The sequence below is a fragment of the Pseudomonas sp. RA_5y_Pfl1_P24 genome (assembly GCF_963970945.1).
GTDB lineage: Bacteria > Pseudomonadota > Gammaproteobacteria > Pseudomonadales > Pseudomonadaceae > Aquipseudomonas > Aquipseudomonas tritici.
Map to the genome: position 1 here is coordinate 103,221 of NZ_CAXAOJ010000011.1, position 22,480 is coordinate 125,700.

Sequence of the window (22,480 nt, forward strand, 5' to 3'; positions counted from 1 at the left end):
ACTACGGCGCCGGTTGAAGCCTGCGCCGTAGCATTTACGGGCACAACGGTCCTGCTTTTACGAAAAACGTCGCTTACACGCCGCTCTGCAGCAGCATGTTACGGATGTGACCAATGGCCTTAGTCGGGTTCAGGCCTTTGGGACATACGTTGACGCAGTTCATGATCCCGCGGCAGCGGAATACGCTGAACGGGTCATCCAGCGAAGCCAGACGCTCGGACGTCTTGGTGTCACGGCTGTCTGCCAGGAAGCGGTACGCTTGCAGCAGGGCAGCTGGACCCAGGAACTTGTCCGGGTTCCACCAGAAGGACGGGCACGACGTCGAGCAGCAAGCGCACAGGATGCACTCGTACAGACCGTCGAGCTTCTCGCGCTCTTCCGGGGACTGCAGACGCTCGATGGCCGGAGCCGGCGTGTCGTTCTGCAGGAACGGCTTAACTTTCTCGTATTGCTTGTAGAAGATGCTCATATCCACGACCAGGTCACGGATAACCGGCAAACCTGGCAGCGGACGAACGATCAGCTTGTTGCCTTTAACCACGGCAGACAGCGGCGTGATGCACGCCAGGCCGTTTTTGCCGTTGATGTTCATGCCGTCGGAACCGCACACACCTTCACGGCAAGAGCGACGATACGAGAAACCTTCGTCCTGCTCTTTGATCAGCGCCAGTACATCCAGCACCATCAGGTCTTTACCACCGGTATCAACCTGGAACTCCTGCATGAACGGCGCAGCGTCCTGATCAGGGTTGTAGCGATAAACACTGACTTTCAACATGGCAGCCACCCTTAGTAAGTCCGAATCTTCGGTTCAAACGTCGGTACCGTCTTCGGCGAGAAGTTCACGGCACGCTTGGTTACGCGCTTGTCACCCGGGAAGTATAGGGTGTGGCACAACCAGTTTTCGTCATCGCGATCTTCAAAGTCTTCACGCGCATGAGCACCACGGGATTCTTTACGAACCTCGGCGGCGATCGCAGTCGCTTCAGCCACTTCCAGCAGGTTTTGCAGCTCAAGGGCTTCGATACGAGCGGTGTTGAACGCCTGGCTCTTATCGTTGATCTTGACGTTGGCGATGCGCACGCGCAGATCAGCCAGCTGGGCAATACCCTTCTGCATGTATTCGCCGGTACGGAATACACCGAAGTAGTTCTGCATGCAGCTTTGCAGCTCGCGACGCAGGGTAGCTACGTCTTCGCCATCCGTGCGCGAGTTCAGCGCATTCAGACGGGCCAGGGCTGCTTCGATGTTGGCGTCGGTCGCGTCATCGTATTCGATGCCGTCGGTCAGCGCTTTTTCGAGGTGCAGGCCGGCAGCACGACCGAATACCACCAGATCGAGCAGCGAGTTGCCGCCCAGACGGTTGGCACCGTGTACCGATACGCACGCCACTTCGCCTACGGCGAACAGACCATGAATGATCTCGTCCACGCCTTCAGCGTTCTGGGTGATCGCCTGGCCATGAATGTTGGTCGGCACGCCGCCCATCATATAGTGGCAGGTTGGAACAACCGGAACCGGTGCAACGACCGGGTCAACGTGTGCGAAGGTCTTGGACAGCTCGCAGATGCCTGGCAGACGGCTGTGCAGCACTTCTTCGCCCAGGTGATCGAGCTTGAGCAGTACGTGGTCGCCGTTCGGGCCACAGCCGTTGCCGGCGATGATCTCTTTAACCATCGAACGGGCTACAACGTCACGGCCAGCAAGGTCTTTCGCGTTCGGCGCATAACGTTCCATGAAACGCTCGCCGTGCTTGTTGATCAGGTAACCACCTTCACCACGGCAACCTTCTGTAACCAGTACACCGGCACCGGCGATGCCGGTCGGGTGGAACTGCCACATTTCGATGTCTTGCACTGGCACGCCGGCACGCAGTGCCATGCCAACGCCGTCACCGGTGTTGATCAGGGCATTGGTGGTCGAAGCGTAGATGCGGCCTGCACCGCCCGTCGCCAGAACAGTAGCCTTGGCGCGGATATAGGTGGTTTCACCGGTTTCGATGCAAATGGCGATCACGCCGACGAATGCGCCGTCGGCGTTCTTCACCAGGTCAACCGCGTAGTATTCGTTCAGGAACGTAGTGCCGGCTTTCAGGTTGCCCTGATAAAGCGTGTGCAGCAGCGCGTGACCGGTACGGTCGGACGCGGCGCAAGTACGGGCAGCCTGCCCGCCTTTACCGTAATCCTTCGACTGGCCACCGAATGGACGCTGGTAGATACGGCCTTGCTCGGTACGGGAGAACGGCAGACCCATGTGGTCCAGCTCGAACACCGCGGCCGGGCCTTCCTGACACATATATTCGATAGCGTCCTGGTCACCGATATAGTCGGAACCCTTGACGGTATCGTACATGTGCCAGCGCCAGTCATCGTTCGGGTCGGCGGAGGCGATGGCGCAGGTGATGCCACCCTGGGCCGATACGGTGTGGGAACGGGTCGGGAACACCTTGGTGATCACGGCAGTCTTGTGACCGCCCTGTGCCAGCTGCAGCGCAGCGCGCATGCCAGCACCGCCGCCACCAATAATGATGGCGTCGAATGAAATAGTTGGAATGTTAGCCATGAATCAGATACCCCAAAGAATCTGCACACCCCAGACGAAGTAAGCGAACATCGCGACGCCGCATACTGCCTGGAAGAGGAAACGTACTGCGGTCGCGGACTTACCCAGTGCCATTGGCGTCAGGTAGTCGGTCGCGATGGTCCACATGCCAACCCAGGCATGAGCACCCAGGGCAACAAGGGCCAGCAGACTGAAGATTCGCATCGCATTGTGGGAAAACAGGCCGTGCCATTGCTCATAGCCGATGCCCGGATTTGCGACGAGGTATCCGATCAGGAAAATGAAATAAGCCGCGAGAACAACCGCAGACACACGTTGTGCCATCCAGTCATAGAGGCCCGAACGCGATAGGTTCGTAACGCTGGTTACCATATCCAAACTCCTGCCAGAACGATCAGCACCACGGAAATGGCGATGATGATTTTCGAGCCCAGGCGGCCGCCTTCCAGCGTCTCACCGATGCCCATGTCCATGATCAAGTGGCGCACACCGGCTACCAGGTGATACAGCAGAGCGGACAAGAGGCCCCATGCTACGAACTTGGCCAGCGGGCTGGTCAAGCATGCCTTCACCTCGGCGTAATCTTCCTCGGAACCCAGGGATTTGCTCAATGCATAAAGCATGATGCCCAAGCCCAGGAACAGGATGATGCCGGAAACACGGTGCAGGAACGACGTAACGCCGGTGATGGGGAGTTTGATGGTCCTTAGGTCTAGGTTTACAGGTCGTTGGCTATTCACGGCTTTTTTTCACACTTAAGAGCCCCTAACAATCAGGGCAAAGTTGTCGGGGAGTGCACTGGTCAGGTAAGCACCACCCAGGGAGTGCGACCCCCAATGAAAGCAAGCCCAAAAGCCCTTGGCGGTCGGTGGCCGAGTATAGACAGTTAGGTTACTAATGACAACGCGCTCACCTCACCCTAATAGCGGATTGCGCTGGCGGGGTAAAAGGCGTAAACGGCAGTCAATTTCGAGGAAAAAGTACGGTTAAAGCCTTCTGGGGCAAGACTTTAGGCAAATTGACATCTGAATTTATCTCACTATAGTGGTGCGGGCCCTGCGTGGGGGGTCTGTCTGATGATTTGAAGCATAAATAGGAGGCCACATGGCTGACAAAAAAGCGCAGTTGATCATCGAGGGCGCAGCCCCCGTCGAGCTGCCCATTTTAACCGGCACCGTTGGTCCCGATGTTATCGACGTACGGGGCCTGACGGCCACGGGCCGTTTCACTTTCGACCCAGGCTTCATGTCGACCGCTTCTTGCGAGTCGAAGATCACCTATATCGACGGCGATAATGGCATTCTGCTTCACCGCGGCTACCCGATTGAACAACTGGCTGAGAAGTCGGACTACCTGGAAACCTGCTACCTGCTGCTAAACGGCGAATTGCCAACAGCCGAGCAAAAAGCCCAGTTCGTCAGCACCGTGAAGAACCACACCATGGTTCACGAGCAGTTGAAGACCTTCTTCAACGGCTTCCGTCGCGACGCCCACCCGATGGCCGTCATGTGCGGCGTGGTCGGCGCCCTGTCGGCCTTCTATCATGACTCCCTCGACATCAATAACCCGCAGCATCGCGAAATCTCCGCGATCCGCCTGGTTGCCAAGATGCCGACCCTGGCCGCAATGGTTTACAAGTACTCCATGGGCCAACCCATGATGTACCCGCGCAACGACCTGACGTACGCGGAAAACTTCCTGCACATGATGTTCAACACGCCGTGCGAGATCAAACCGATCAGCCCCGTGCTGGCCGCCGCGATGGACAAGATTTTTATCCTTCACGCCGACCACGAACAGAACGCCTCGACTTCTACCGTACGTCTGGCAGGTTCTTCGGGTGCCAACCCGTTCGCCTGTATCGCCGCCGGTATCGCTGCACTGTGGGGCCCAGCCCACGGCGGTGCGAACGAAGCCGTGTTGGCCATGCTCGATGAAATCGGCGACGTCTCGAACATCGACACATTCATCGCCAAGGCCAAGGACAAGAACGACCCGTTCAAGCTGATGGGCTTCGGTCACCGGGTCTACAAGAACCGCGACCCGCGCGCCACCGTCATGAAACAGACCTGCGACGAAGTGTTGAAGGAACTGGGCATCAAGAACGATCCGCAACTCGAACTGGCCATGCGCCTGGAAGAGATCGCCCTGACCGACCCCTACTTCATCGAACGCTCGCTGTACCCGAACGTCGACTTCTACTCGGGGATCATCCTCAAGGCGATCGGCATTCCAACCAGCATGTTCACCGTGATCTTCGCCCTGGCGCGGACCGTGGGCTGGATCTCCCACTGGAAAGAAATGCTCTCCAGCCCGTACAAGATTGGCCGCCCGCGCCAGCTGTACACCGGCTACGAGTCGCGTGACATCACCAAGCTGGAAGATCGGCACTAAATTCCAGCCAAATAAAACGGCCTCTTAATGAGGCCGTTTTTTTTGGCTGGAATTTAGTGAGCTGCAAGCTTCAAGCGATTAGTTACAAGCAAAAAAATACCCCTGCATCTCTACAGGGGTATTTCTCTACACAGCACTGCTTTTAACTTGCAGCTTGTAGCTTAAAGCTGCTTCAGTGCTGTACTGCCCCACTCGCCCCCAGGCCAGTTTGCGAACGCACAAACTGCGGGAAGTACAGCGCACGCTCTTTCTCTGCCGCCGCCGACTTGTCGGTGATGGAGAAGAACCAGATCCCGACGAACGCAATGATCATCGAGAACAGCGCCGGATACTCGTACGGGAAGATGGCTTTTTCATGGTGCAGGATCGAGACCCAGATGGTCGGGCCCAGCACCATCAGACCAACCGCACTGATCAAGCCCAGCCAGCCGCCAATCATCGCGCCACGGGTGGTGAGGTTTTTCCAGTACATGGAAAGCAGCAACACCGGGAAGTTACAGCTGGCCGCAATCGAGAACGCCAGGCCGACCATGAACGCAATGTTCTGGCTTTCGAACAGGATACCCAGGCCGATAGCCAAAACGCCCAAGGCGATGGTGGTGATCTTCGATACGCGAATCTCATCCTTGTCGTTGGCCTTGCCTTTCTTGATCACGCTGGCGTACAGGTCATGGGACACCGCCGAAGCACCGGCCAGGGTCAAACCGGCAACCACTGCGAGGATGGTGGCGAACGCCACGGCCGAGATGAAGCCCAGGAAGATACTGCCACCCACCGCATTGGCCAGGTGCACCGCCGCCATGTTGTTACCACCCAACAAGGCGCCTGCCGCGTCTTTGAACGCCGGGTTGGTGCTGACCAGCAGGATCGCGCCAAAGCCAATGATAAAGGTCAGGATGTAGAAGTAGCCAATGAAACCGGTGGCATACAGCACGCTCTTACGCGCTTCCTTTGCGTCGCTTACGGTGAAGAAGCGCATCAGGATGTGCGGCAGGCCAGCGGTACCGAACATCAGTGCCAGGCCCAGGGAGAATGCCGAAATCGGGTCTTTGACCAGGCCGCCGGGGCTCATGATCGCTTCACCTTTAGGGTGAACCTTGATCGCCTCGGAGAACAGGGCGTTGAAGTCGAAGTTGACGTGCTTCATCACCATCAGCGCCATGAACGAGGCACCGGACAGCAACAGCACTGCCTTGATGATCTGCACCCAAGTGGTCGCCAGCATGCCGCCGAACAGCACGTACATGCACATCAAGATACCCACCAGGATGACCGCTACGTGGTAGTCCAGGCCAAACAGCAGTTGGATCAACTTACCCGCGCCAACCATCTGCGCGATCAGGTAGAACGCCACCACTACCAGGGAGCCACACGCCGACAGGCTGCGGATCTGGGCTTGCCCGAGGCGGTAGGACGCCACGTCGGCAAAGGTGTACTTGCCAAGGTTACGCAGGCGCTCGGCGATCAGGAACAGAATAATCGGCCAGCCCACCAGGAAGCCGATCGAGTAGATGAGGCCGTCATAACCGGAGGAATAGACCAGCGCGGAAATCCCCAGGAAGGACGCCGCCGACATATAGTCACCGGCAATCGCCAGGCCGTTTTGGAAACCGGTAATCTTACCGCCAGCCGCGTAGTAGTCGGCTGCCGAATTGTTACGTTTGGACGCCCAGTAGGTGATGCACAAGGTGGCACCGACAAACGCGACAAACATCACGATGGCGGAGATGTTCAGCGGTTGCTTTTGCACTTCACCGGTCAATGCCTCCGCCGCCCAAACGGCCGGAGCAAAGAGCGAAGCGCCGAATACTGCCAGTAGACGCCGGATCATTGCGCAGCCTCCTTGAGAATCGCATTGTTCAGGTCGTCAAACTCGCCGTTGGCCCGCCGCACATAGATGCCGGTCAGGACAAAAGCCGACACAATCAGCCCGACACCCAAGGGAATGCCCCAGGTAATCGACGAGCCGGGGCTGAGTTTTGCCCCCAGCACGTGTGGCCCGTAGGCGATCAACAGGATGAAACCGGAGTAAAGCCCTAGCATGATCGCCGAGAGAATCCAGGCGAACCGTTCCCTTTTTCTCACCAGCTCCTTGAAACGCGGGCTGTTTTGAATCGAGAGGTAAATGCTGTCGTTCATTGTTTTTATCCTCGCAGCACAGCTTTTTTATTATTGGAACGTATCCACTGTATGCGGCTGCACAAAGGGTTCCAGACGACCTTAGTATTAGAACGACATGAGTGTTATCGCCAGTTTTGCACTGACTGAATTGACAGTCTTTGGCCCAGAAACGACAAAGCCCGCCTGACGACAACGCCAGACGGGCCTGCAAGGTGCTATCTAGACACTTCGGGTTTTATTTACCAACCCACTCGGCGACACGCTCAGGGTGCTTGGCGACCCAATCCTTGGCCGCCACATCAGGCTTGGCACCGTCTTGTATTGCCAGCATGACTTCGCCGATTTCGTCCTTGGAAGCCCACTGGAATTTCTTCAGGAAGGCTGCGACTTGCGGCGCTTTCTTCTCCAGGCCCTTGCTGCCGATGCTGTTGACGGTTTCAGCAGCACCATAAATCCCTTTTGGATCGTCCAGGAAACGCAGTTTCCACTTGGCGAACATCCAGTGTGGCACCCAACCGGTAACCACAATGGATTCCTGCTTGTCTTCGGCACGGGCCAGCTCGGCGATCATCGCCGCGCCCGAACTGGCTTGTAGCTTATAGTCGAGGCCATATTGCTTGATGGCTTCGTCGGTCTTGAGCATCACACCTGAACCTGCGTCAATGCCGACGATTTTGTTGTTGAAGGTGGTGTCAGTCTTGAGGTCTTCGATGGACTTGGCCTTGACGTACTCCGGCACGATCAAGCCGATCTTAGCGTCCTTGAAGTTGGGGCCGTAGTCGACCACCTTGCCCTTGTTCTTGGCCCAATACTCACCGTGGGTGACCGGTAGCCAGGCAGAAAGCATGGCGTCGAGCTTACCGGTGGCAACAGCCTGCCACATGATCCCGGTGGCGACCGCTTGCAGTTTCACGTCATAGCCGAGCTTTTGCTTGATCACCTCTGCCGCCACGTGGGTGGTGGCAACGCTGTCAGACCAGCCATCTACGTAGCCGATGCTCAGGGTTTTGCTGTCGGCGCTGGCCAGTGTGCAGCTCATCGCAACTGCCAAAGTGGCAGCTGCGCCCAAGAGTCGTCGCATCTTCATTGTGCTTCCCCGAAAGTGCTGCGCCCAGCGGATGCCGAGCGACGTCAACCTGTTGTTCTGTGGTGACCGCACCCCCTTCATGCGCATCGATCCGGCTGCTGCGCCGTCAGTGGAGTGCTGACCCCTCGATCATCGACCTGACTGGACTTGGAACCTGCTCTGTCAGCGACCTTGTACAAGCAGGAAACGACATCACATCGCCAGCAGGACAGTTTGTAGAGCTTGACGCCAAAATCCCGCCCGAACTTTGCATGTCAAAATTGTGCTGCCCCACTGGCACGCGCCAAATCCGGGTAAGATGCGCGCCTTTGCTCTTCCAGATAAGCTGACCATGCCCGCGAATGCCCGCTTCCCTGCCCTGCCCTATTTCTTCGCCTTGCTCCTCGGCCTGTTGGCCCTGATCGGTTACTGGTATGGCCTCGGCCGGCCCGTGGTGTTACCCGATGTCGCCAGTGCCACGCACAAGATACAGTGCGCGTCGTACACGCCGTTCGACAAAGACCAATCGCCGTTTGACCAGCCGTTCAAACTGCGCCCGGAACGCATGGACGCCGACCTGGCCCTGCTGGCCACCCGCTTTGAATGCATTCGCACCTACTCCATGACCGGCCTGGAAGCCTTGCCGGACATGGCGCGCAAGCATGGGCTGAAGGTGATGGCCGGCGCCTGGGTCAGCAGCGATCCGGTGGCGACCGAAAAGGAAATCGACCAGTTGATCGCCTCGGCCAACGCCAGCCCGGATGTCGTGACGTCGGTGATCGTCGGCAACGAAGCCCTGCTGCGCAAGGAAGTCACCGCCACGCAACTGGTAAAGCTGATCCATAAAGTCAAAAGCCAGGTCAAGCAGCCGGTGACTTATGCGGATGTGTGGGAGTTCTGGCTGCAACACCCGGAAATAGCTCCGGCGGTGGATTTCCTGACGATTCACCTGTTGCCGTACTGGGAAGATGACCCCTCCGGCATCGACCAGGCCCTCAAGCACGTGGGCGATGTGCGCCAGACCTTTGGCAACAAGTTTGCGCCCAAGGACATCCTGATCGGTGAAACCGGCTGGCCCAGTGAAGGCCGCCAGCGCGAAACCGCGGTGCCAAGCCGGGTCAACGAAGCCAAGTTCATGCGCGGCTTTGTGGCCATGGCTGAGGCCAATGGCTGGCGTTACAACCTGATCGAAGCGTTTGACCAGCCCTGGAAGCGCGCCAGCGAAGGCGCCGTGGGGGGTTACTGGGGCCTGTTCGATGCTGATCGCCAGGACAAGGGTATCCTCGCCGGGCCGGTGACCAATGTGCCGTACTGGTCACTGTGGCTGGGAGTGGGTGGGATTATCCTGCTGGGCACCTTGGCGCTGGGTGGGCGTGTACGCAGCACGCGCGCCGCCATTGCCCTGCCGCTGCTGGGTGCAGTCGCCGCCTGCTCCATCGGCACCTGGGCTGAGCTGAGCCGGGTGACCGCACGCTTCAGTGATGAATGGGTGTGGGCAGGTTTGCTGATGGTGTTGAACCTGTCGGTGCTGGCGCACGCCGCGCTGGCTTTGAGCGCGCGCGAAGGCTGGCGTGAGCGGGCGTTCAACTGGCTGGAGCAGCGTGCAGGCTGGCTGGTGGCGATTGCCGGGTTTGCCGGCGCAGTGATGATGTTGGCGTTGGTGTTTGACCCGCGTTATCGCAGCTTCCCGAGTGCGGCGCTGGTGCTGCCTGCTCTGGTGTACCTGGTACGTCCGGTGACGGGGCCGCGTCGGGAGATCGCGCTGCTGGCTTTTATCATCGGTGCCGGCATTGCGCCGCAGTTGTACCGTGAAGGGTTGTTGAACCAGCAGGCTTGGGGTTGGGCGGTGGCCAGCCTGCTCATGGTTGTGGCTTTGTGGCGTTGCTTGCGGGTGCGTAAGGCTTAACAGCGCTTTCGCGAGCAAGTCGAAGCGTAGAACCGCCGCTCGCATATTTGACCGAGTACATCCCTTGGAATGCGGTCGAATGTGTGTGGGGCTTGCTCGCGAAGAGGCTCTATCAAGCAGCCCGAGGCTTCCTGACCAAACGCAACCCCGCAATCACCACCGCAAACACCGCAAACGCCGTGTTGTACAACGCCAGCGCCGGCAAACCGAACACCATCCCCAGCACTGCAAACCCCCATCCCGCACGACCCGGCACGAAAAACGCCAGTACCGACGTAACCAACGCCGCCCAGCCGAGTACCTTGAAGTGAATCATCAACCCCAGGTTCGAACGCAGCTGACACTCCCAGCGGCTGGCTTCATCGGCGCAGATGCCAACCCACCGGCCATCTTCCATAAAGCCGTAACGCGCGCCATAACTGGCGGCCAGCCATAACGGCAAGGCAATAAGCAGCAAAATCAGCGGCAAACGATGAGACATGAGGTACTCCGATAGGCAAAAACGGCGCTCAGCTTAATGCTCCGACGGCCGTTAGCAAGGTATACGCGCAGATAACTGTTCACCAATGGGCGGCAAAGTGTATCTTCTCGCTACTATTACCCCGATTCCGACGTTATTTTCCGACTTTTCGTGCCGAGAGCTGGCACTTCGGTGGCAACGCGGTGGTCATAGCCTGCGAACTTTATTAAGCACGTTTCCTCCTAGGGATTAAGTCATGCTCCGTTCCTTGCGCTGTGCTGCCTTGCTGGGCAGCCTTTTTTTGAGTGCGTCAGCACTGGCCGTCGACATCGATCAGGCCACCTATGGCTACCCTTTGACGAATCCGTTCGAGGCGACCATCGCCACTACCCCGCCTGACCTTCGGCCGAAATTGCCGAGCGATGACGAGATCAACCAGTCCGACTACACCCTGAACATGCGCCCCGAGCGCGAGTTCAGCCTGCCGGACAACTTCTGGGCGGTGAAGAAACTCACCTACCGCATCGCCAAGCAGGATCGCGCCGCGCCGTTGATCTTTCTGATCGCGGGCACCGGTGCGCGTTTTGACAGCAGCATCAACGAATACCTGAAAAAACTGTATTACCAAGCCGGCTACCACGTGGTGCAACTGTCGTCGCCGACCAGCTTCGACTTCATCAGCGCCGCCTCGCGCTTCGCCACGCCGGGGATCACCCAGGAAGACGCCGAAGATATGTACCGGGTGATGCAGGCCGTACGGGCACAAAACGCTTCGCTGCCGGTCACCGACTTCTACCTCACCGGCTACAGCCTCGGCGCACTGGATGCGGCGTTTGTCAGCAAACTCGACGAGACCCGCCGCAGCTTCAACTTCAAGAAAGTCTTGCTGTTGAACCCGCCAGTCAACCTCTACACGTCGATCACCAACCTCGACAAGCTGGTACAGACCGAGGTCAAGGGCATCAACAACTCCACCACTTTCTATGAGTTGGTGTTGAACAAGCTGACCCGCTACTTCCAGCAAAAGGGCTACCTCGATCTGAATGACGCCCTGCTCTACGACTTCCAGAACTCCAAGCAGCACCTGACCAACGAACAGATGGCCATGCTGATCGGCACCTCGTTCCGCTTCTCGGCGGCCGACATTGCCTTTACCTCGGACCTGATCAACCGCCGCGGCCTGATCATCCCGCCGAAATACCCGATCACCGAAGGCACCAGCCTTACGCCGTTCCTCAAGCGTGCGCTGCAATGCGACTTCGATTGCTACCTCACAGAACAAGTCATCCCGATGTGGCGCGCGCGCTCGGACGGCGGCAGCCTGTTGCAACTGGTCGACCAGGTCAGCCTGTACGCCCTCAAGGACTACCTGCACACCAACCCGAAGATTGCCGTCATGCACAATGCCGACGACGTGATCCTCGGCCCTGGCGACCTCGGTTTCCTGCGCGAAACCTTCGGCGATCGCTTGACCGTCTACCCGCTGGGCGGCCATTGCGGCAACCTCAATTACCGCGTCAACGCCGACGCCATGCTGGAGTTCTTCCGTGGCTAAATATCTTCTGCTGCTTGCCGCCTTGATGTGCGCAGGCGTGGCCAATGCCGACAACAGCAAGGCTCACGAACCCACCGTGGTTGACTCAGACGGCTTCAAGGAGCCGCTGACCAAGCTCAAGTTCAACCCCGGCCTGGACCAGCGTGAATTCGAGCGATCAACGCTCACCGCGCTCAACGTCTACGACCCGCTGGAAGCGTGGAACCGTCGCGTGTACCACTTCAACTATCGCTTCGACCAATGGGTATTCCTGCCGGTGGTCGACGGTTACCGCTACGTCACCCCAAGTTTCCTGCGCACCGGCGTGAGCAACTTCTTCAACAACCTGGGCGACGTGCCGAACCTGTTAAACAGCCTGCTGCAGCTCAAGGGCCACCGCTCCCTGGAGACCACTGGGCGCCTGCTGGTCAACACCACCCTCGGCATCGCCGGCCTGTGGGACCCTGCTACCGCCATGGGCCTGCCGCGCCAGAGCGAAGACTTCGGCCAGACCCTGGGCTTCTACGGCGTGCCTGGCGGCGCGTACCTGGTACTGCCGGTCTTCGGCCCGTCAAACCTGCGCGACACCGGTGGTTTGCTGGTCGACTACACCGCCGAAACCCAGATCAACTTCCTCAATGTGGCTGAAGTCAGCTCCAACCATCCGGAACTCTGGGCACTGCGTGCGGTGGACAGGCGTTATCAGACCAGCTTCCGGTACGGTCAGATGAACTCCCCGTTTGAGTATGAGAAAGTGCGGTACATCTATACGGAATCGCGCAAGCTGCAGATTGCTGAGTAATTAGCGCCATAAAAAAAGGCCATTCGATTGAATGGCCTTTTTTATTGCTATTGGATCAAGCCTTCGCGGTTTTCCAGAGCTTACCCACTACGCTGACCACCGCCAGCACCACCGCCCCCGCAACAATCCCCGCCACGCCATTCAGCAGCGTCGGCACCAACCAGGCCACGCTACCTGCCCCCTGGCTGAGCGTCTCGATCCCGTGATGCACCACGGGTACACCATGGGTGAGAATCCCACCACCGACCAGGAACATTGCTGCCGTGCCGATAACCGACAGGCTCTTCATCATGTAAGGCGCTGCGCGCAGGATGACACCACCGATACTGCGCGCCACCTGGCCAGGTTTCTGGGTGAGCCACAGGCCCAGGTCATCCAGCTTGACGATGCCGGCCACCAGCCCGTAGACGCCCACCGTCATGACGATGGCAATGCCCGACATCACAACCACCTGCTGCATCAGTGGGGCGTCTGCCACGGTGCCAAGGGTGATGGCGATGATTTCGGCGGAGAGGATGAAGTCGGTGCGGATTGCGCCCTTGATCTTGTCCTTTTCAAAGGCCACCAGGTCGGTCGCCGGGTCGCCAACAGCTTCGACCAACTGGGCGTGTTCAGCTTGATCTTCATCCTTACTGTGCAGGAACTTGTGCGCGAGCTTCTCAAAGCCTTCGAAACACAGGTAGGCACCGCCAAGCATCAACAAAGGCGTCACCGCCCAAGGCGCAAATGCGCTGATCAATAGTGCGGTGGGCACCAGGATCAATTTATTGATAAACGAGCCCTTGGCCACCGCCCACACCACGGGGATTTCCCGCTCGGCCCGCACCCCGGAGACCTGCTGGGCGTTGAGTGCCAGGTCGTCACCCAGCACGCCGGCAGTCTTCTTCGCCGCCATTTTTGTCATCAGGGCAACGTCATCGAGTACGGCGGCGATATCGTCGATCAACACCAACAAGCTGCTTCCTGCCATGAATCGGACTTCCGTAAGAGTGAGATGGCGCGAGCATAACGCGGCGCAAAGCGTTGCAGGCACATTGTTGAGGCTCGCGGATGGCCGGTGCTACCATGCGCAACCGCCTGTACTGGCAAGGAAACCTCTGGTTTATGAGCACCATTCGCGAGCGCAACAAAGAAAAGATCCTGCGGGCGGCCAGCGAGGAGTTTGCCGACAAAGGCTTCGCCGCGACCAAAACCAGCGACATCGCCGCCAAGGCCGGGCTGCCCAAGCCCAACGTGTATTACTACTTCAAGTCCAAGGACAACCTCTACCGCGAGGTGCTCGAAAGCATTATCGAGCCGATCCTGGCGGCTTCCACGCCGTTCAATCCGGAAGGCGAGCCTTCGGTGGTGCTGAGCAACTACATCCGTTCGAAGATCCGCATTTCCCGCGACCTGCCATTTGCCTCGAAGGTCTTCGCCAGCGAAATCATGCACGGCGCGCCGCACTTGAGCGCTGATCAGGTCGAACAGCTCAACGCCCAGGCCAAGCACAATATCGCGTGCCTCCAGAGCTGGGTGGATCGTGGCCTGATCGCGGCGATCGACCCCCATCACTTGATGTTCAGCATCTGGGCGGCGACGCAGACGTATGCGGATTTTGACTGGCAGATCTCGGCGGTGACCGGGAAGGCCAAGTTGGATGAGGCCGATTATGAGGCGGCGGCGTTGACGATTATTCGGTTGGTGTTGAAGGGGTGTGAGTTGGACTGAGAGACCGGGGGGGGGCCGATCGCAGGCAAGCCAGCTCCCACACTACTCTGCGGCGTACACATAATGTATGAACACCGCAAAACCACTGTGGGAGCGGCGGCGCGACGATTCGACTTGCCCGCGATAGCGGCCTCCCAGACACATCCTGCCAAAAGCCTGCCATTCAGCATCAGCCACCTGGGTCTAGCCTCTCAGAACCCCCACTGAAGAGAGGCCATGGAATGCCTGATCTCCCCGCTTCAAAGCGTCTGCGCATTGGTCGTTATGACGAACCCAACCGTATCTACCTACTAACCAGTAACACCCTCGATCGCGAACCCATTTTCCGGGACTTCAAGCTTGGTCGGTTGGTGGTTCAACAATTCAGAATTGCTCAAAACCAAGGTCTGGCGACATCCCTGGCCTGGGTCGTCATGCCTGATCATTTCCACTGGCTTATCTCGCTGGAAAAGGGCTCCCTTGCCGACGTGATGCGCCAAGTAAAGTCCAAAAGCACGCGTGTCGTAAATGCGGTTGCTGGCCGCCAAGGTCGCCTCTGGCAACCCGGTTTTCACGACCATGCCCTGCGCCGTGAAGAAAGCCTTGAAGGCATAGCCCACTACATCGTGGCCAACCCTCTGCGAGCGGGTCTAGTGAAGAAGTTCGGGGACTACCCGCTGTGGGATGCCATTTGGCTTTGACTTGATACCGAGTCGCCCGCATCGCGGGAAAGCCCGCCCACAGGGTTCGATGGTGTTCAAACAATCTGTGCCAAACACCCTTCAGTGTGGGAGCGGGCTTGCCCGCGATGAGGCCGACAGATTACCCAATATTTAAGCAGACACCCCCGCATCCGCCATCAAACCCACCCCCTCAATCGCCGTAATCGCACACTGCTCATCAATATCCGATGTATCCCCGCTGATCCCGATCGCCCCCAGCACTATGCCTTCCTGACTTCGAATCAACACACCCCCCGGCGCCGGCACCACGCTGCCTTGCCCCAGGCTGTTCAATGCCGCGATAAACGCTGGCCGTTGTTGCGCATCCAGCGCCAGCAGCCGTGAGCCCTTGCCCAGGGCAATCGCGCCCCAGGCTTTGCCGATGGCGATCTGCGGGCGCAGCAGGCTGGCGCCGTCTTCGCGTTGCAAAGTGACCAGATGGCCGCCGCTGTCGAGTACTGCGATGGTCAGGGGCGCCGCCACAATCGTGCGCCCTGCGCTGAGGGCCTGGCTGGCCAGTTGGGTGGCGAGTTTCAAGGTTAAAGCGCTCATGGTGCCGTCCTTCTTTTGTTATTGGGAAAGCGGTGGAGGTCTGAGAGATCAGATGCTCGACCAAACAAATAGAACACAATGACATGAATTTCTGTATACAATATTTTCAAACAAATTCGCCATTCGTCGATAAAACTTGCTTTTAAGGCTATCCGACGCACAGACAGGCCAGAAAATAAAATGCATTGACCTGCGCAGTCGGCCGTGAATACACTTCAAGCAGAAACCACTTGTATACAATTACAAAAAGCAAGAGGCACCAAAACCATGAGCAAAATGAGAGCAATCGAAGCCGCCGTTCTGGTGATGCGCCGTGAAGGCGTGGACACCGCCTTCGGCATCCCAGGCGCCGCGATCAATCCGCTGTACTCGGCCTTGCAGAAGGTGGGTGGCATCGATCACGTCCTTGCTCGCCACGTTGAAGGCGCCTCGCACATGGCGGAGGGGTACACCCGCACCAAGGCCGGCAATATCGGCGTGTGCATCGGCACCTCGGGCCCGGCGGGCACGGACATGGTCACCGGCCTCTACAGCGCCTGGGCTGACTCGATCCCGATCCTGTGCATCACCGGCCAAGCACCCCGCGCCCGTATGCACAAGGAAGATTTCCAGGCCGTCGACATCACCAGCATCGTCAAGCCAGTGACCAAATGGGCGACCATGGTGATGGAGCCCGGCCAAGTGCCCTACGCGTTCCAGAAAGCCTTCTACGAAATGCGCTCCGGCCGCCCAGGCCCGGTGCTGATCGACCTGCCGTTCGACGTGCAGATGGCCGAGATCGAATTCGATATCGATGCCTACCAACCGTTGCCACTGGCCAAGCCACGGGCAACCCGCATCCAGGTCGAAAAAGCCCTGGCCTTGCTGGACCAGGCCGAACGCCCACTGCTGGTCAGCGGTGGCGGCGTGATCAATGCCGACGCCAGCGAGCTGCTTGTTGAATTTGCTGAGTTGACGGGTATCCCTGTGATCCCGACGCTGATGGGCTGGGGCACCCTCCCGGACGATCACCCGCAGATGGTCGGCATGGTCGGCCTGCAAACCTCCCACCGCTATGGCAACGCGACGCTGCTCAAATCGGACGTGGTGCTGGGCATCGGTAACCGTTGGGCCAACCGCCACACCGGTTCGGTGGAGGTCTACACCGAAGGCCGCACATTCATTCACGTCGACATTGAGCCGACGCAGATTGGCCGCGTGTTCACCCCAGACCTGGGCATCGTTTCCGACGCTGGCTCGGCACTGACGATGTTCATTGAAGTGGCCCGCGAGTGGAAAGCCGCCGGCAAGCTCAAGGATCGCAGCGCCTGGTTGAATGACTGCCAGCAGCGCAAAGCCACCCTGCACCGAAAGACCCACTTCGACAACGTGCCGGTCAAGCCGCAACGGGTGTACGAAGAGATGAACCAGGTGTTCGGCAAAGACACGTGCTACGTGAGCACCATCGGCCTGTCGCAGATTGCCGGCGCGCAATTCCTGCATGTGTACAAGCCACGCCACTGGATCAACTGCGGCCAGGCCGGCCCGTTGGGCTGGACCATTCCGGCGGCGCTCGGCGTGGTCAAGGCTGACCCGACGCGCAAAGTGGTGGCGCTGTCCGGCGACTACGACTTCCAGTTCATGATCGAAGAACTAGCCGTGGGCGCGCAGTTCAAGCTGCCGTACATCCACGTGGTAGTGAACAACTCCTACCTGGGCCTGATCCGCCAGGCCCAGCGCGGGTTTGAAATGGACTACTGCGTGCAGTTGTCCTTCGACAACCTCAACGCGCCACAGCTCAACGGTTATGGCGTGGACCACGTGGCCGTCGCCGAAGGCCTGGGTTGCAAGGCACTGCGTGTGTTCGAGCCAAGCCAGATCGCGCCTGCTTTGCGCCGCGCCGAGCAAATGATCGAAGAATTCAAGGTCCCGGTCATCGTTGAGATTATTCTGGAGCGCGTGACCAATATTTCCATGGGCACCGAGATCAACGCCGTTAACGAATTCGAAGATCTGGCACTGGTCGGCAATGATGCGCCGACTGCCATTTCCCTGCTCGATTAAGGAGAACCTTATGCCGCGTTTCGCCGCCAACCTGTCCATGCTGTTTACCGAACAGGACTTCCTTGCTCGCTTTAAAGCGGCCGCCGATGCTGGCTTCGAAGGTGTCGAGTACCTGTTCCCCTACGAATTCAGCTCCGCTGAAATCAAGGCGCAACTCGACGCCCATAACCTGGCCCAAGTGCTGTTCAACCTGCCGGCCGGCGACTGGGCCAAGGGCGAACGCGGCCTGGCGTGCCACCCGGACCGGGTCGAGGAGTTCCGTGCGGGCGTCAAGCTGGCCATCGCCTATGCCGAGGTGCTGGGCAATACCCAGATCAACTGCCTGGCGGGCATTCGGCCACAAGGCGTGGATGATGAAACCCTGGAAAAAACCTTTGTCGCCAACCTCAAGTACGCCGCCGACAAGCTGCAAGCGGTGGGCATCAAGCTGGTGATGGAAGCGATCAACACCCGCGACATACCGGGTTTCTACCTGAACAACACGGCGCAGGCCCTGTCGATTCGCGAGCAAGTGGGCAGCGCCAACCTGTTCCTGCAATACGACATCTACCACATGCAAATCATGGAAGGCGACCTGGCCCGCACCATGGCCGCGTACCTGGGTGAGATCAACCACATCCAGCTGGCGGACAACCCTGGGCGCAATGAGCCGGGGACTGGGGAGATCAACTACCGCTTTCTGTTCGAACATTTGGATCGGATTGGGTACCAGGGGTGGGTTGGCTGTGAGTACAAGCCGTTGACCACCACCGAGGCGGGCTTGGGCTGGCTGAAGACCCACAACGCGATCTAACAGACACAAAACTAAACAATGTGGGAGCTGGCTTGCCTGCGATAGCGGCGTATCAGGCAATCAGTCTGTAACTGAACGATCGCCATCGCAGGCAAGCCAGCTCCCACAGTAGATCTTCGGTGCTTGGCAGACCGAGCTGGGCCTGCCTATCGAATAACAAGAGGATTTTCTCATGGCTAAAATCGGATTTATCGGCACCGGCATCATGGGCCAACCCATGGCCGCCAACCTGCAAAAAGCAGGTCATCAACTGTTCCTGTCCGAGCACCACGGCAAGGCTGCGCAAGCACTCGTCGACGCCGGCGCCGTGGCCCTGGCCAACCCTCAGCAAGTGGCGCAGGAAGCCGAGTTCATCATCGTGATGGTGCCCGATACCCCGCAGGTCGACGACGTACTGTTCCGCGCCGACGGCGTGGCCGCAGGCCTGTCGCCCAACAAGGTGGTGATCGACATGAGTTCGATCTCTCCCACGGCGACCAAGGCTTTCGCGTCCAAGATCAACGCAACTGGCGCGCAGTACCTCGACGCGCCGGTGTCCGGTGGTGAAGTCGGCGCCAAGGCCGGCACCCTGAGCATCATGATCGGTGGCGAGCCACAGACCTTCGAACGCGCCTTGCCGTTGTTCCAGGCCATGGGCAAGAACATCACCCTGGTGGGTGGCAATGGCGATGGACAGACCGCCAAGGTCGCCAACCAGATCATCGTCGCGCTGAACATCCAGGCGGTGGCCGAAGCGCTGCTGTTCGCCGCCAAGAACGGCGCCGACCCGGCCAAAGTGCGTGAAGCGCTGATGGGTGGCTTTGCGTCATCGAAGATCCTTGAAGTGCATGGCGAACGCATGATCAAGGGCACCTTTGATCCGGGCTTCCGCATCAATCTGCACCAGAAGGACCTCAACCTGGCGCTGGCCGGTGCCAAGGAGTTGGGGATCAACCTGCCGAACACGGCTGGCACGCAGCAGGTGTTCAGTACCTGCGCTGCGATTGGCGGCGGTAACTGGGACCATTCGGCGCTGATCAAGGGCCTGGAGCATATGGCGAATTTTTCGATTCGCGATAAATAACCCACATCGCTCCCACATTTGATCGCGTTCCAATGCTCGAATTTGCTGAAACTCTAATAACAAGAATCCCCCGGGAGCCCGCTTATGTCGGTCGATCCGCAACACCTGCTTCGCCAGCTGTTCGCCACAGCTATCGACGCCGCCCACCCTCGGCACGTCCTTGAACCCTACCTGCCCACCGACCGCAGCGGCCGTGTGATCGTGATCGGCGCCGGCAAGGCTGCCGCCGCCATGGCCCTCGTGGTCGAGAACTGCTGGCAGGGCGAAGTCACCGGCCTTGTGGTCACCCGCTACGGTCACGGCGCGCCGTGCAAGAACATCGAAGTGGTCGAAGCCGCCCACCCTGTGCCCGATGCGGCCGGTCTGGCGGTAGCCAAGCGCGTGCTTGAATTGATCAGCAACCTGTCCGAAGACGACCACGTGATCTTCCTGCTGTCCGGCGGCGGCTCGGCGTTGCTGGCCCTGCCCGCCGAAGGCATCACCCTGGCCGACAAGCAGGCCATCAACAAAGCCCTGCTCAAATCCGGCGCGACCATTGGCGAGATGAACTGCGTGCGCAAGCACCTCTCGGCCATCAAGGGCGGCCGACTGGCGAAAGCGGCATGGCCCGCGACGGTCTACACCTACGCGATTTCCGATGTGCCGGGTGACCAGGCCACGGTGATCGCCTCCGGCCCCACGGTCGGTGACCCCAGCACGTCGCAGCAAGCCCTGACAATCCTCAAGCGCTACAACATCGACGCCCCGGCCTCGGTGCGCAGTTGGTTGCAGAACCCAGCCTCGGAAACCGTCAAGCCCGGTGACCCGGTGCTCGCCCGCAGCCATTTCCAGTTGATCGCACGCCCGCAGCAATCACTCGAAGCGGTCGCGGTGAAAGTCCGCCAAGCCGGTTTCAGCCCGTTGATCCTTGGCGACCTCGAAGGCGAAGCGCGGGACGTGGCCAAGGTGCACGCCGGTATCGCCCGGCAGATCGTGCAGCACGGCCAGCCACTGGCAGCGCCGTGCGTGATCCTGTCCGGCGGCGAAACCACCGTCACCGTGCGCGGCAATGGCCGTGGCGGGCGCAACGCGGAATTCCTGTTGAGTCTTACCGACAACCTCAAAGGCCTGCCCGGTGTGTACGCCTTGGCGGGTGACACCGATGGCATTGACGGTTCTGAAGACAACGCCGGCGCCCTGATGACCCCGTGCAGCTATGCCCGCGCCGAAGCCCTCGGCCTGTCAGCCAGCGACGAGCTGGACAACAACAATGGCTACGGCTACTTCGCCGCCCTCGACGGTTTAATCATCACTGAGCCGACGCGCACCAACGTCAACGACTTGCGCGCCATCCTGATTCTTGAGACTGCCAACCATGACGCCTGACAAGAAGGTCAAAATCCTCGCCACCCTGGGCCCGGCCACCGACGGTATCGATGACATCCGCGAGCTGGTGGAAGCCGGGGTGAATATCTTCCGGCTCAATTTCAGCCACGGCGATCACGCCGACCACGCCCAGCGCTTCCAGTGGATTCGCCAAGTCGAACGCCAGTTGAATTACCCGCTGGGCATCCTCATGGACCTGCAAGGGCCGAAGCTGCGGGTCGGGCGTTTTGCCGAGGGCAAGGTGCAACTAGTGCGCGGCCAGGCCTTGCGCCTGGACCTGGACCCGACGCCGGGTGATCAGTGCCGGGTCAACCTGCCCCACCCGGAAATCATCGCGGCGCTGGAACCGGGCATGGACCTGCTGCTGGACGACGGCAAGCTGCGTCTGCGGGTGATCACCAAACATACCGACGCCATCGACACCACAGTGCTGAATGGCGGCGAATTGTCTGATCGTAAAGGTGTCAACGTCCCACAAGCCTTGTTGGAGCTCAGCCCACTGACCGCCAAGGATCGGTGCGATTTGAGCTTCGGCCTGGAGCTGGGCGTGGACTGGGTGGCGCTGTCATTCGTGCAACGCCCGGAAGACATCCGCGAAGCCCGCGAGTTGATCGGCGACAAGGCCTTTCTGATGGCGAAGATCGAGAAGCCGTCCGCCGTGCAACGCTTGAGGGAGATCGCCGAACTCAGCGACGCGATCATGGTGGCCAGAGGCGACCTCGGCGTGGAGGTGCCGGCAGAAAGCGTGCCGCAGATCCAGAAAGACATCATCAGCACCTGCCGCCAACTGGGTAAACCGGTGGTGGTGGCCACACAGATGCTTGAATCCATGCGCTTCTCCCCGGCGCCAACCCGTGCCGAGGTAACGGACGTCGCCAATGCCGTAGCCGAAGGGGCGGACGCCGTAATGCTGTCGGCCGAAACCGCGTCCGGCGAGTACCCGCTGGACGCCGTGCAGATGATGAGTAAGATCATCCGCCAAGTGGAAAACGGCCCGGACTACCAAACCCAACTGGATGTCAGCCGGCCCAAGGCGGATGCCACGGTGTCGGACGCCATCAGTTGCGCGATCCGCCGCATCAGCAGCATCCTGCCGGTGGCGGTGCTGGTGAACTACAGCGAGTCCGGCAGCTCCAGCTTGCGCGCGGCGCGGGAACGGCCGGTGGCGCCGATCCTCAACCTCACGCCGAACCTGTCCACGGCGCGGCGGTTGAGCGTGGCGTGGGGCGTGCATTCGGTGGTGAATGATCGGCTGCGCCAAGTGGATGAGGTGTGTTCCACGGCGCTGGAGATTGCCCAGGCGCAGGGCATGGCGCAGCGCGGAGATACCTTGGTGATTACGGCGGGGGTGCCGTTTGGGCAGCCGGGGTCGACGAACTCGTTGCGTATAGAGATGTTGATTTAGCGT

General features: G+C 59.4%; 21 protein-coding genes. 11 read left to right on the forward strand and 10 right to left on the reverse strand.

Annotation, left to right across the window (positions count from 1 at the left end; genetic code table 11):
* Positions 1–73: 73 nt before the first annotated feature.
* From AACY30_RS19740 to sdhC, 4 genes are read right to left on the reverse strand one after another with little or no spacing between them, the layout of a single operon-like run.
* Positions 74–778: a succinate dehydrogenase iron-sulfur subunit gene (locus tag AACY30_RS19740; RefSeq protein ID WP_003172807.1), complete on the reverse strand. Its 705-nt coding sequence runs from the start codon at positions 776–778 to the stop codon at positions 74–76.
* Between the two features lie 11 nt (positions 779–789).
* Complete coding sequence (gene sdhA / locus AACY30_RS19745) at positions 790–2,562, reverse strand: succinate dehydrogenase flavoprotein subunit (protein ID WP_065872671.1); 1,773 nt, start codon at positions 2,560–2,562, stop codon at positions 790–792.
* Between the two features lie 3 nt (positions 2,563–2,565).
* Positions 2,566–2,934 (reverse strand): succinate dehydrogenase, hydrophobic membrane anchor protein, encoded by a 369-nt coding sequence (gene sdhD / locus AACY30_RS19750; protein ID WP_003172805.1) that lies wholly within the window; start codon positions 2,932–2,934, stop codon positions 2,566–2,568.
* Positions 2,928–3,302: a succinate dehydrogenase, cytochrome b556 subunit gene (sdhC, locus tag AACY30_RS19755; protein ID WP_339470350.1), complete on the reverse strand. Its 375-nt coding sequence runs from the start codon at positions 3,300–3,302 to the stop codon at positions 2,928–2,930. Before sdhC ends, sdhD begins: the two co-directional genes overlap by 7 nt.
* Positions 3,303–3,666: 364 nt before the next feature.
* On the opposite strand from sdhC, the gene gltA reads away from it, so the two are divergent.
* On the forward strand, positions 3,667–4,956 hold the full coding sequence (gltA, locus tag AACY30_RS19760; protein ID WP_339470351.1) for a citrate synthase: 1,290 nt from the start codon (positions 3,667–3,669) through the stop codon (positions 4,954–4,956).
* A 172-nt stretch (positions 4,957–5,128) separates the two neighbouring features.
* Here gltA and AACY30_RS19765 read toward each other — a convergent pair whose 3' ends face one another.
* The 3 genes from AACY30_RS19765 to AACY30_RS19775 all read right to left on the reverse strand — a co-directional run bounded on the left by AACY30_RS19765 (position 5,129) and on the right by AACY30_RS19775 (position 8,164).
* On the reverse strand, positions 5,129–6,787 hold the full coding sequence (locus AACY30_RS19765) for a cation acetate symporter (RefSeq protein ID WP_339540986.1): 1,659 nt from the start codon (positions 6,785–6,787) through the stop codon (positions 5,129–5,131).
* Positions 6,784–7,095 (reverse strand): DUF485 domain-containing protein, encoded by a 312-nt coding sequence (locus AACY30_RS19770; RefSeq protein WP_339414684.1) that lies wholly within the window; start codon positions 7,093–7,095, stop codon positions 6,784–6,786. The genes AACY30_RS19765 and AACY30_RS19770 overlap by 4 nt, the downstream gene beginning before the upstream one ends.
* A 217-nt stretch (positions 7,096–7,312) precedes the next feature.
* Positions 7,313–8,164: a glycine betaine ABC transporter substrate-binding protein gene (locus AACY30_RS19775; RefSeq protein WP_339470354.1), complete on the reverse strand. Its 852-nt coding sequence runs from the start codon at positions 8,162–8,164 to the stop codon at positions 7,313–7,315.
* Between the two features lie 331 nt (positions 8,165–8,495).
* Between AACY30_RS19775 and AACY30_RS19780 the strand changes: the two genes are divergently transcribed.
* Positions 8,496–10,049, forward strand: a complete 1,554-nt coding sequence (locus tag AACY30_RS19780) for a glycoside hydrolase family 17 protein (protein ID WP_339470356.1) — start codon at positions 8,496–8,498, stop codon at positions 10,047–10,049.
* Between the two features lie 112 nt (positions 10,050–10,161).
* Here the strand turns inward: AACY30_RS19780 and AACY30_RS19785 are convergent, their stop codons facing one another.
* The gene (locus AACY30_RS19785) at positions 10,162–10,530 is read right to left on the reverse strand and encodes a hypothetical protein (RefSeq protein ID WP_339470357.1); all 369 of its coding nucleotides are present in this window, start codon (positions 10,528–10,530) and stop codon (positions 10,162–10,164) included.
* A 235-nt stretch (positions 10,531–10,765) separates the two neighbouring features.
* Here AACY30_RS19785 and AACY30_RS19790 point away from each other — a divergent pair, with 235 nt between their 5' ends.
* Both AACY30_RS19790 and AACY30_RS19795 read left to right on the forward strand, forming a co-directional pair.
* Positions 10,766–12,064 (forward strand): serine/threonine protein kinase, encoded by a 1,299-nt coding sequence (locus AACY30_RS19790; protein WP_339470358.1) that lies wholly within the window; start codon positions 10,766–10,768, stop codon positions 12,062–12,064.
* The gene (locus AACY30_RS19795) at positions 12,057–12,845 is read left to right on the forward strand and encodes an MlaA family lipoprotein (RefSeq protein WP_339470359.1); all 789 of its coding nucleotides are present in this window, start codon (positions 12,057–12,059) and stop codon (positions 12,843–12,845) included. The genes AACY30_RS19790 and AACY30_RS19795 overlap by 8 nt, the downstream gene beginning before the upstream one ends.
* A 55-nt stretch (positions 12,846–12,900) precedes the next feature.
* On the opposite strand, the gene AACY30_RS19800 is transcribed toward AACY30_RS19795, so the two are convergent.
* On the reverse strand, positions 12,901–13,815 hold the full coding sequence (locus AACY30_RS19800; RefSeq protein ID WP_339540987.1) for a DUF808 domain-containing protein: 915 nt from the start codon (positions 13,813–13,815) through the stop codon (positions 12,901–12,903).
* Between the two features lie 134 nt (positions 13,816–13,949).
* Here AACY30_RS19800 and AACY30_RS19805 point away from each other — a divergent pair, with 134 nt between their 5' ends.
* Together AACY30_RS19805 and AACY30_RS19810 are read left to right on the forward strand one after the other, a co-directional pair.
* Entirely contained in the window at positions 13,950–14,555 is a 606-nt protein-coding gene (locus AACY30_RS19805) for a TetR/AcrR family transcriptional regulator (protein WP_339414691.1), read from the forward strand.
* 221 nt (positions 14,556–14,776) lie between these two features.
* A complete protein-coding gene (locus tag AACY30_RS19810; RefSeq protein WP_339470361.1) occupies positions 14,777–15,235 on the forward strand; it encodes an REP-associated tyrosine transposase in 459 nt (152 codons plus the stop codon).
* A gap of 132 nt (positions 15,236–15,367) precedes the next feature.
* On the opposite strand, the gene AACY30_RS19815 is transcribed toward AACY30_RS19810, so the two are convergent.
* Positions 15,368–15,808 (reverse strand): GlcG/HbpS family heme-binding protein, encoded by a 441-nt coding sequence (locus tag AACY30_RS19815; protein WP_339427792.1) that lies wholly within the window; start codon positions 15,806–15,808, stop codon positions 15,368–15,370.
* A 267-nt stretch (positions 15,809–16,075) separates the two neighbouring features.
* Here AACY30_RS19815 and gcl point away from each other — a divergent pair, with 267 nt between their 5' ends.
* From gcl to pyk, 5 genes are all read left to right on the forward strand, one after another.
* Entirely contained in the window at positions 16,076–17,851 is a 1,776-nt protein-coding gene (gcl, locus tag AACY30_RS19820) for a glyoxylate carboligase (protein WP_339470363.1), read from the forward strand.
* Between the two features lie 10 nt (positions 17,852–17,861).
* Positions 17,862–18,644 carry a hydroxypyruvate isomerase gene (hyi, locus tag AACY30_RS19825; RefSeq protein WP_339470364.1) on the forward strand — a complete coding sequence of 261 codons (783 nt, stop codon included), beginning with the start codon at positions 17,862–17,864 and terminating at the stop codon, positions 18,642–18,644.
* A 172-nt stretch (positions 18,645–18,816) separates the two neighbouring features.
* Positions 18,817–19,707: a 2-hydroxy-3-oxopropionate reductase gene (locus tag AACY30_RS19830; RefSeq protein ID WP_339470366.1), complete on the forward strand. Its 891-nt coding sequence runs from the start codon at positions 18,817–18,819 to the stop codon at positions 19,705–19,707.
* A gap of 84 nt (positions 19,708–19,791) precedes the next feature.
* The gene (locus AACY30_RS19835) at positions 19,792–21,072 is read left to right on the forward strand and encodes a glycerate kinase type-2 family protein (RefSeq protein ID WP_339470367.1); all 1,281 of its coding nucleotides are present in this window, start codon (positions 19,792–19,794) and stop codon (positions 21,070–21,072) included.
* Positions 21,062–22,477: a pyruvate kinase gene (gene pyk / locus AACY30_RS19840; RefSeq protein WP_339470368.1), complete on the forward strand. Its 1,416-nt coding sequence runs from the start codon at positions 21,062–21,064 to the stop codon at positions 22,475–22,477. The genes AACY30_RS19835 and pyk overlap by 11 nt, the downstream gene beginning before the upstream one ends.
* Positions 22,478–22,480 lie beyond the last annotated feature (3 nt).

What these genes read in the sequence shown, in the direction of transcription:
- sdhD (WP_003172805.1), bottom strand. Translation starts at nt 2,934, where the DNA reads ATGGTAACCAGCGTTACGAACCTATCGCGTTCGGGCCTCTATGACTGG.
- AACY30_RS19780 (WP_339470356.1), top strand. Translation starts at nt 8,496, where the DNA reads ATGCCCGCGAATGCCCGCTTCCCTGCCCTGCCCTATTTCTTCGCCTTG.
- AACY30_RS19835 (WP_339470367.1), top strand. Translation starts at nt 19,792, where the DNA reads ATGTCGGTCGATCCGCAACACCTGCTTCGCCAGCTGTTCGCCACAGCT.
- AACY30_RS19810 (WP_339470361.1), top strand. Translation starts at nt 14,777, where the DNA reads ATGCCTGATCTCCCCGCTTCAAAGCGTCTGCGCATTGGTCGTTATGAC.
- gltA (WP_339470351.1), top strand. Translation starts at nt 3,667, where the DNA reads ATGGCTGACAAAAAAGCGCAGTTGATCATCGAGGGCGCAGCCCCCGTC.
- AACY30_RS19815 (WP_339427792.1), bottom strand. Translation starts at nt 15,808, where the DNA reads ATGAGCGCTTTAACCTTGAAACTCGCCACCCAACTGGCCAGCCAGGCC.
- AACY30_RS19785 (WP_339470357.1), bottom strand. Translation starts at nt 10,530, where the DNA reads ATGTCTCATCGTTTGCCGCTGATTTTGCTGCTTATTGCCTTGCCGTTA.
- hyi (WP_339470364.1), top strand. Translation starts at nt 17,862, where the DNA reads ATGCCGCGTTTCGCCGCCAACCTGTCCATGCTGTTTACCGAACAGGAC.
- AACY30_RS19830 (WP_339470366.1), top strand. Translation starts at nt 18,817, where the DNA reads ATGGCTAAAATCGGATTTATCGGCACCGGCATCATGGGCCAACCCATG.
- sdhA (WP_065872671.1), bottom strand. Translation starts at nt 2,562, where the DNA reads ATGGCTAACATTCCAACTATTTCATTCGACGCCATCATTATTGGTGGC.
- AACY30_RS19805 (WP_339414691.1), top strand. Translation starts at nt 13,950, where the DNA reads ATGAGCACCATTCGCGAGCGCAACAAAGAAAAGATCCTGCGGGCGGCC.
- AACY30_RS19765 (WP_339540986.1), bottom strand. Translation starts at nt 6,787, where the DNA reads ATGATCCGGCGTCTACTGGCAGTATTCGGCGCTTCGCTCTTTGCTCCG.
- AACY30_RS19775 (WP_339470354.1), bottom strand. Translation starts at nt 8,164, where the DNA reads ATGAAGATGCGACGACTCTTGGGCGCAGCTGCCACTTTGGCAGTTGCG.
- AACY30_RS19740 (WP_003172807.1), bottom strand. Translation starts at nt 778, where the DNA reads ATGTTGAAAGTCAGTGTTTATCGCTACAACCCTGATCAGGACGCTGCG.
- pyk (WP_339470368.1), top strand. Translation starts at nt 21,062, where the DNA reads ATGACGCCTGACAAGAAGGTCAAAATCCTCGCCACCCTGGGCCCGGCC.
- gcl (WP_339470363.1), top strand. Translation starts at nt 16,076, where the DNA reads ATGAGCAAAATGAGAGCAATCGAAGCCGCCGTTCTGGTGATGCGCCGT.
- AACY30_RS19770 (WP_339414684.1), bottom strand. Translation starts at nt 7,095, where the DNA reads ATGAACGACAGCATTTACCTCTCGATTCAAAACAGCCCGCGTTTCAAG.
- AACY30_RS19790 (WP_339470358.1), top strand. Translation starts at nt 10,766, where the DNA reads ATGCTCCGTTCCTTGCGCTGTGCTGCCTTGCTGGGCAGCCTTTTTTTG.
- AACY30_RS19800 (WP_339540987.1), bottom strand. Translation starts at nt 13,815, where the DNA reads ATGGCAGGAAGCAGCTTGTTGGTGTTGATCGACGATATCGCCGCCGTA.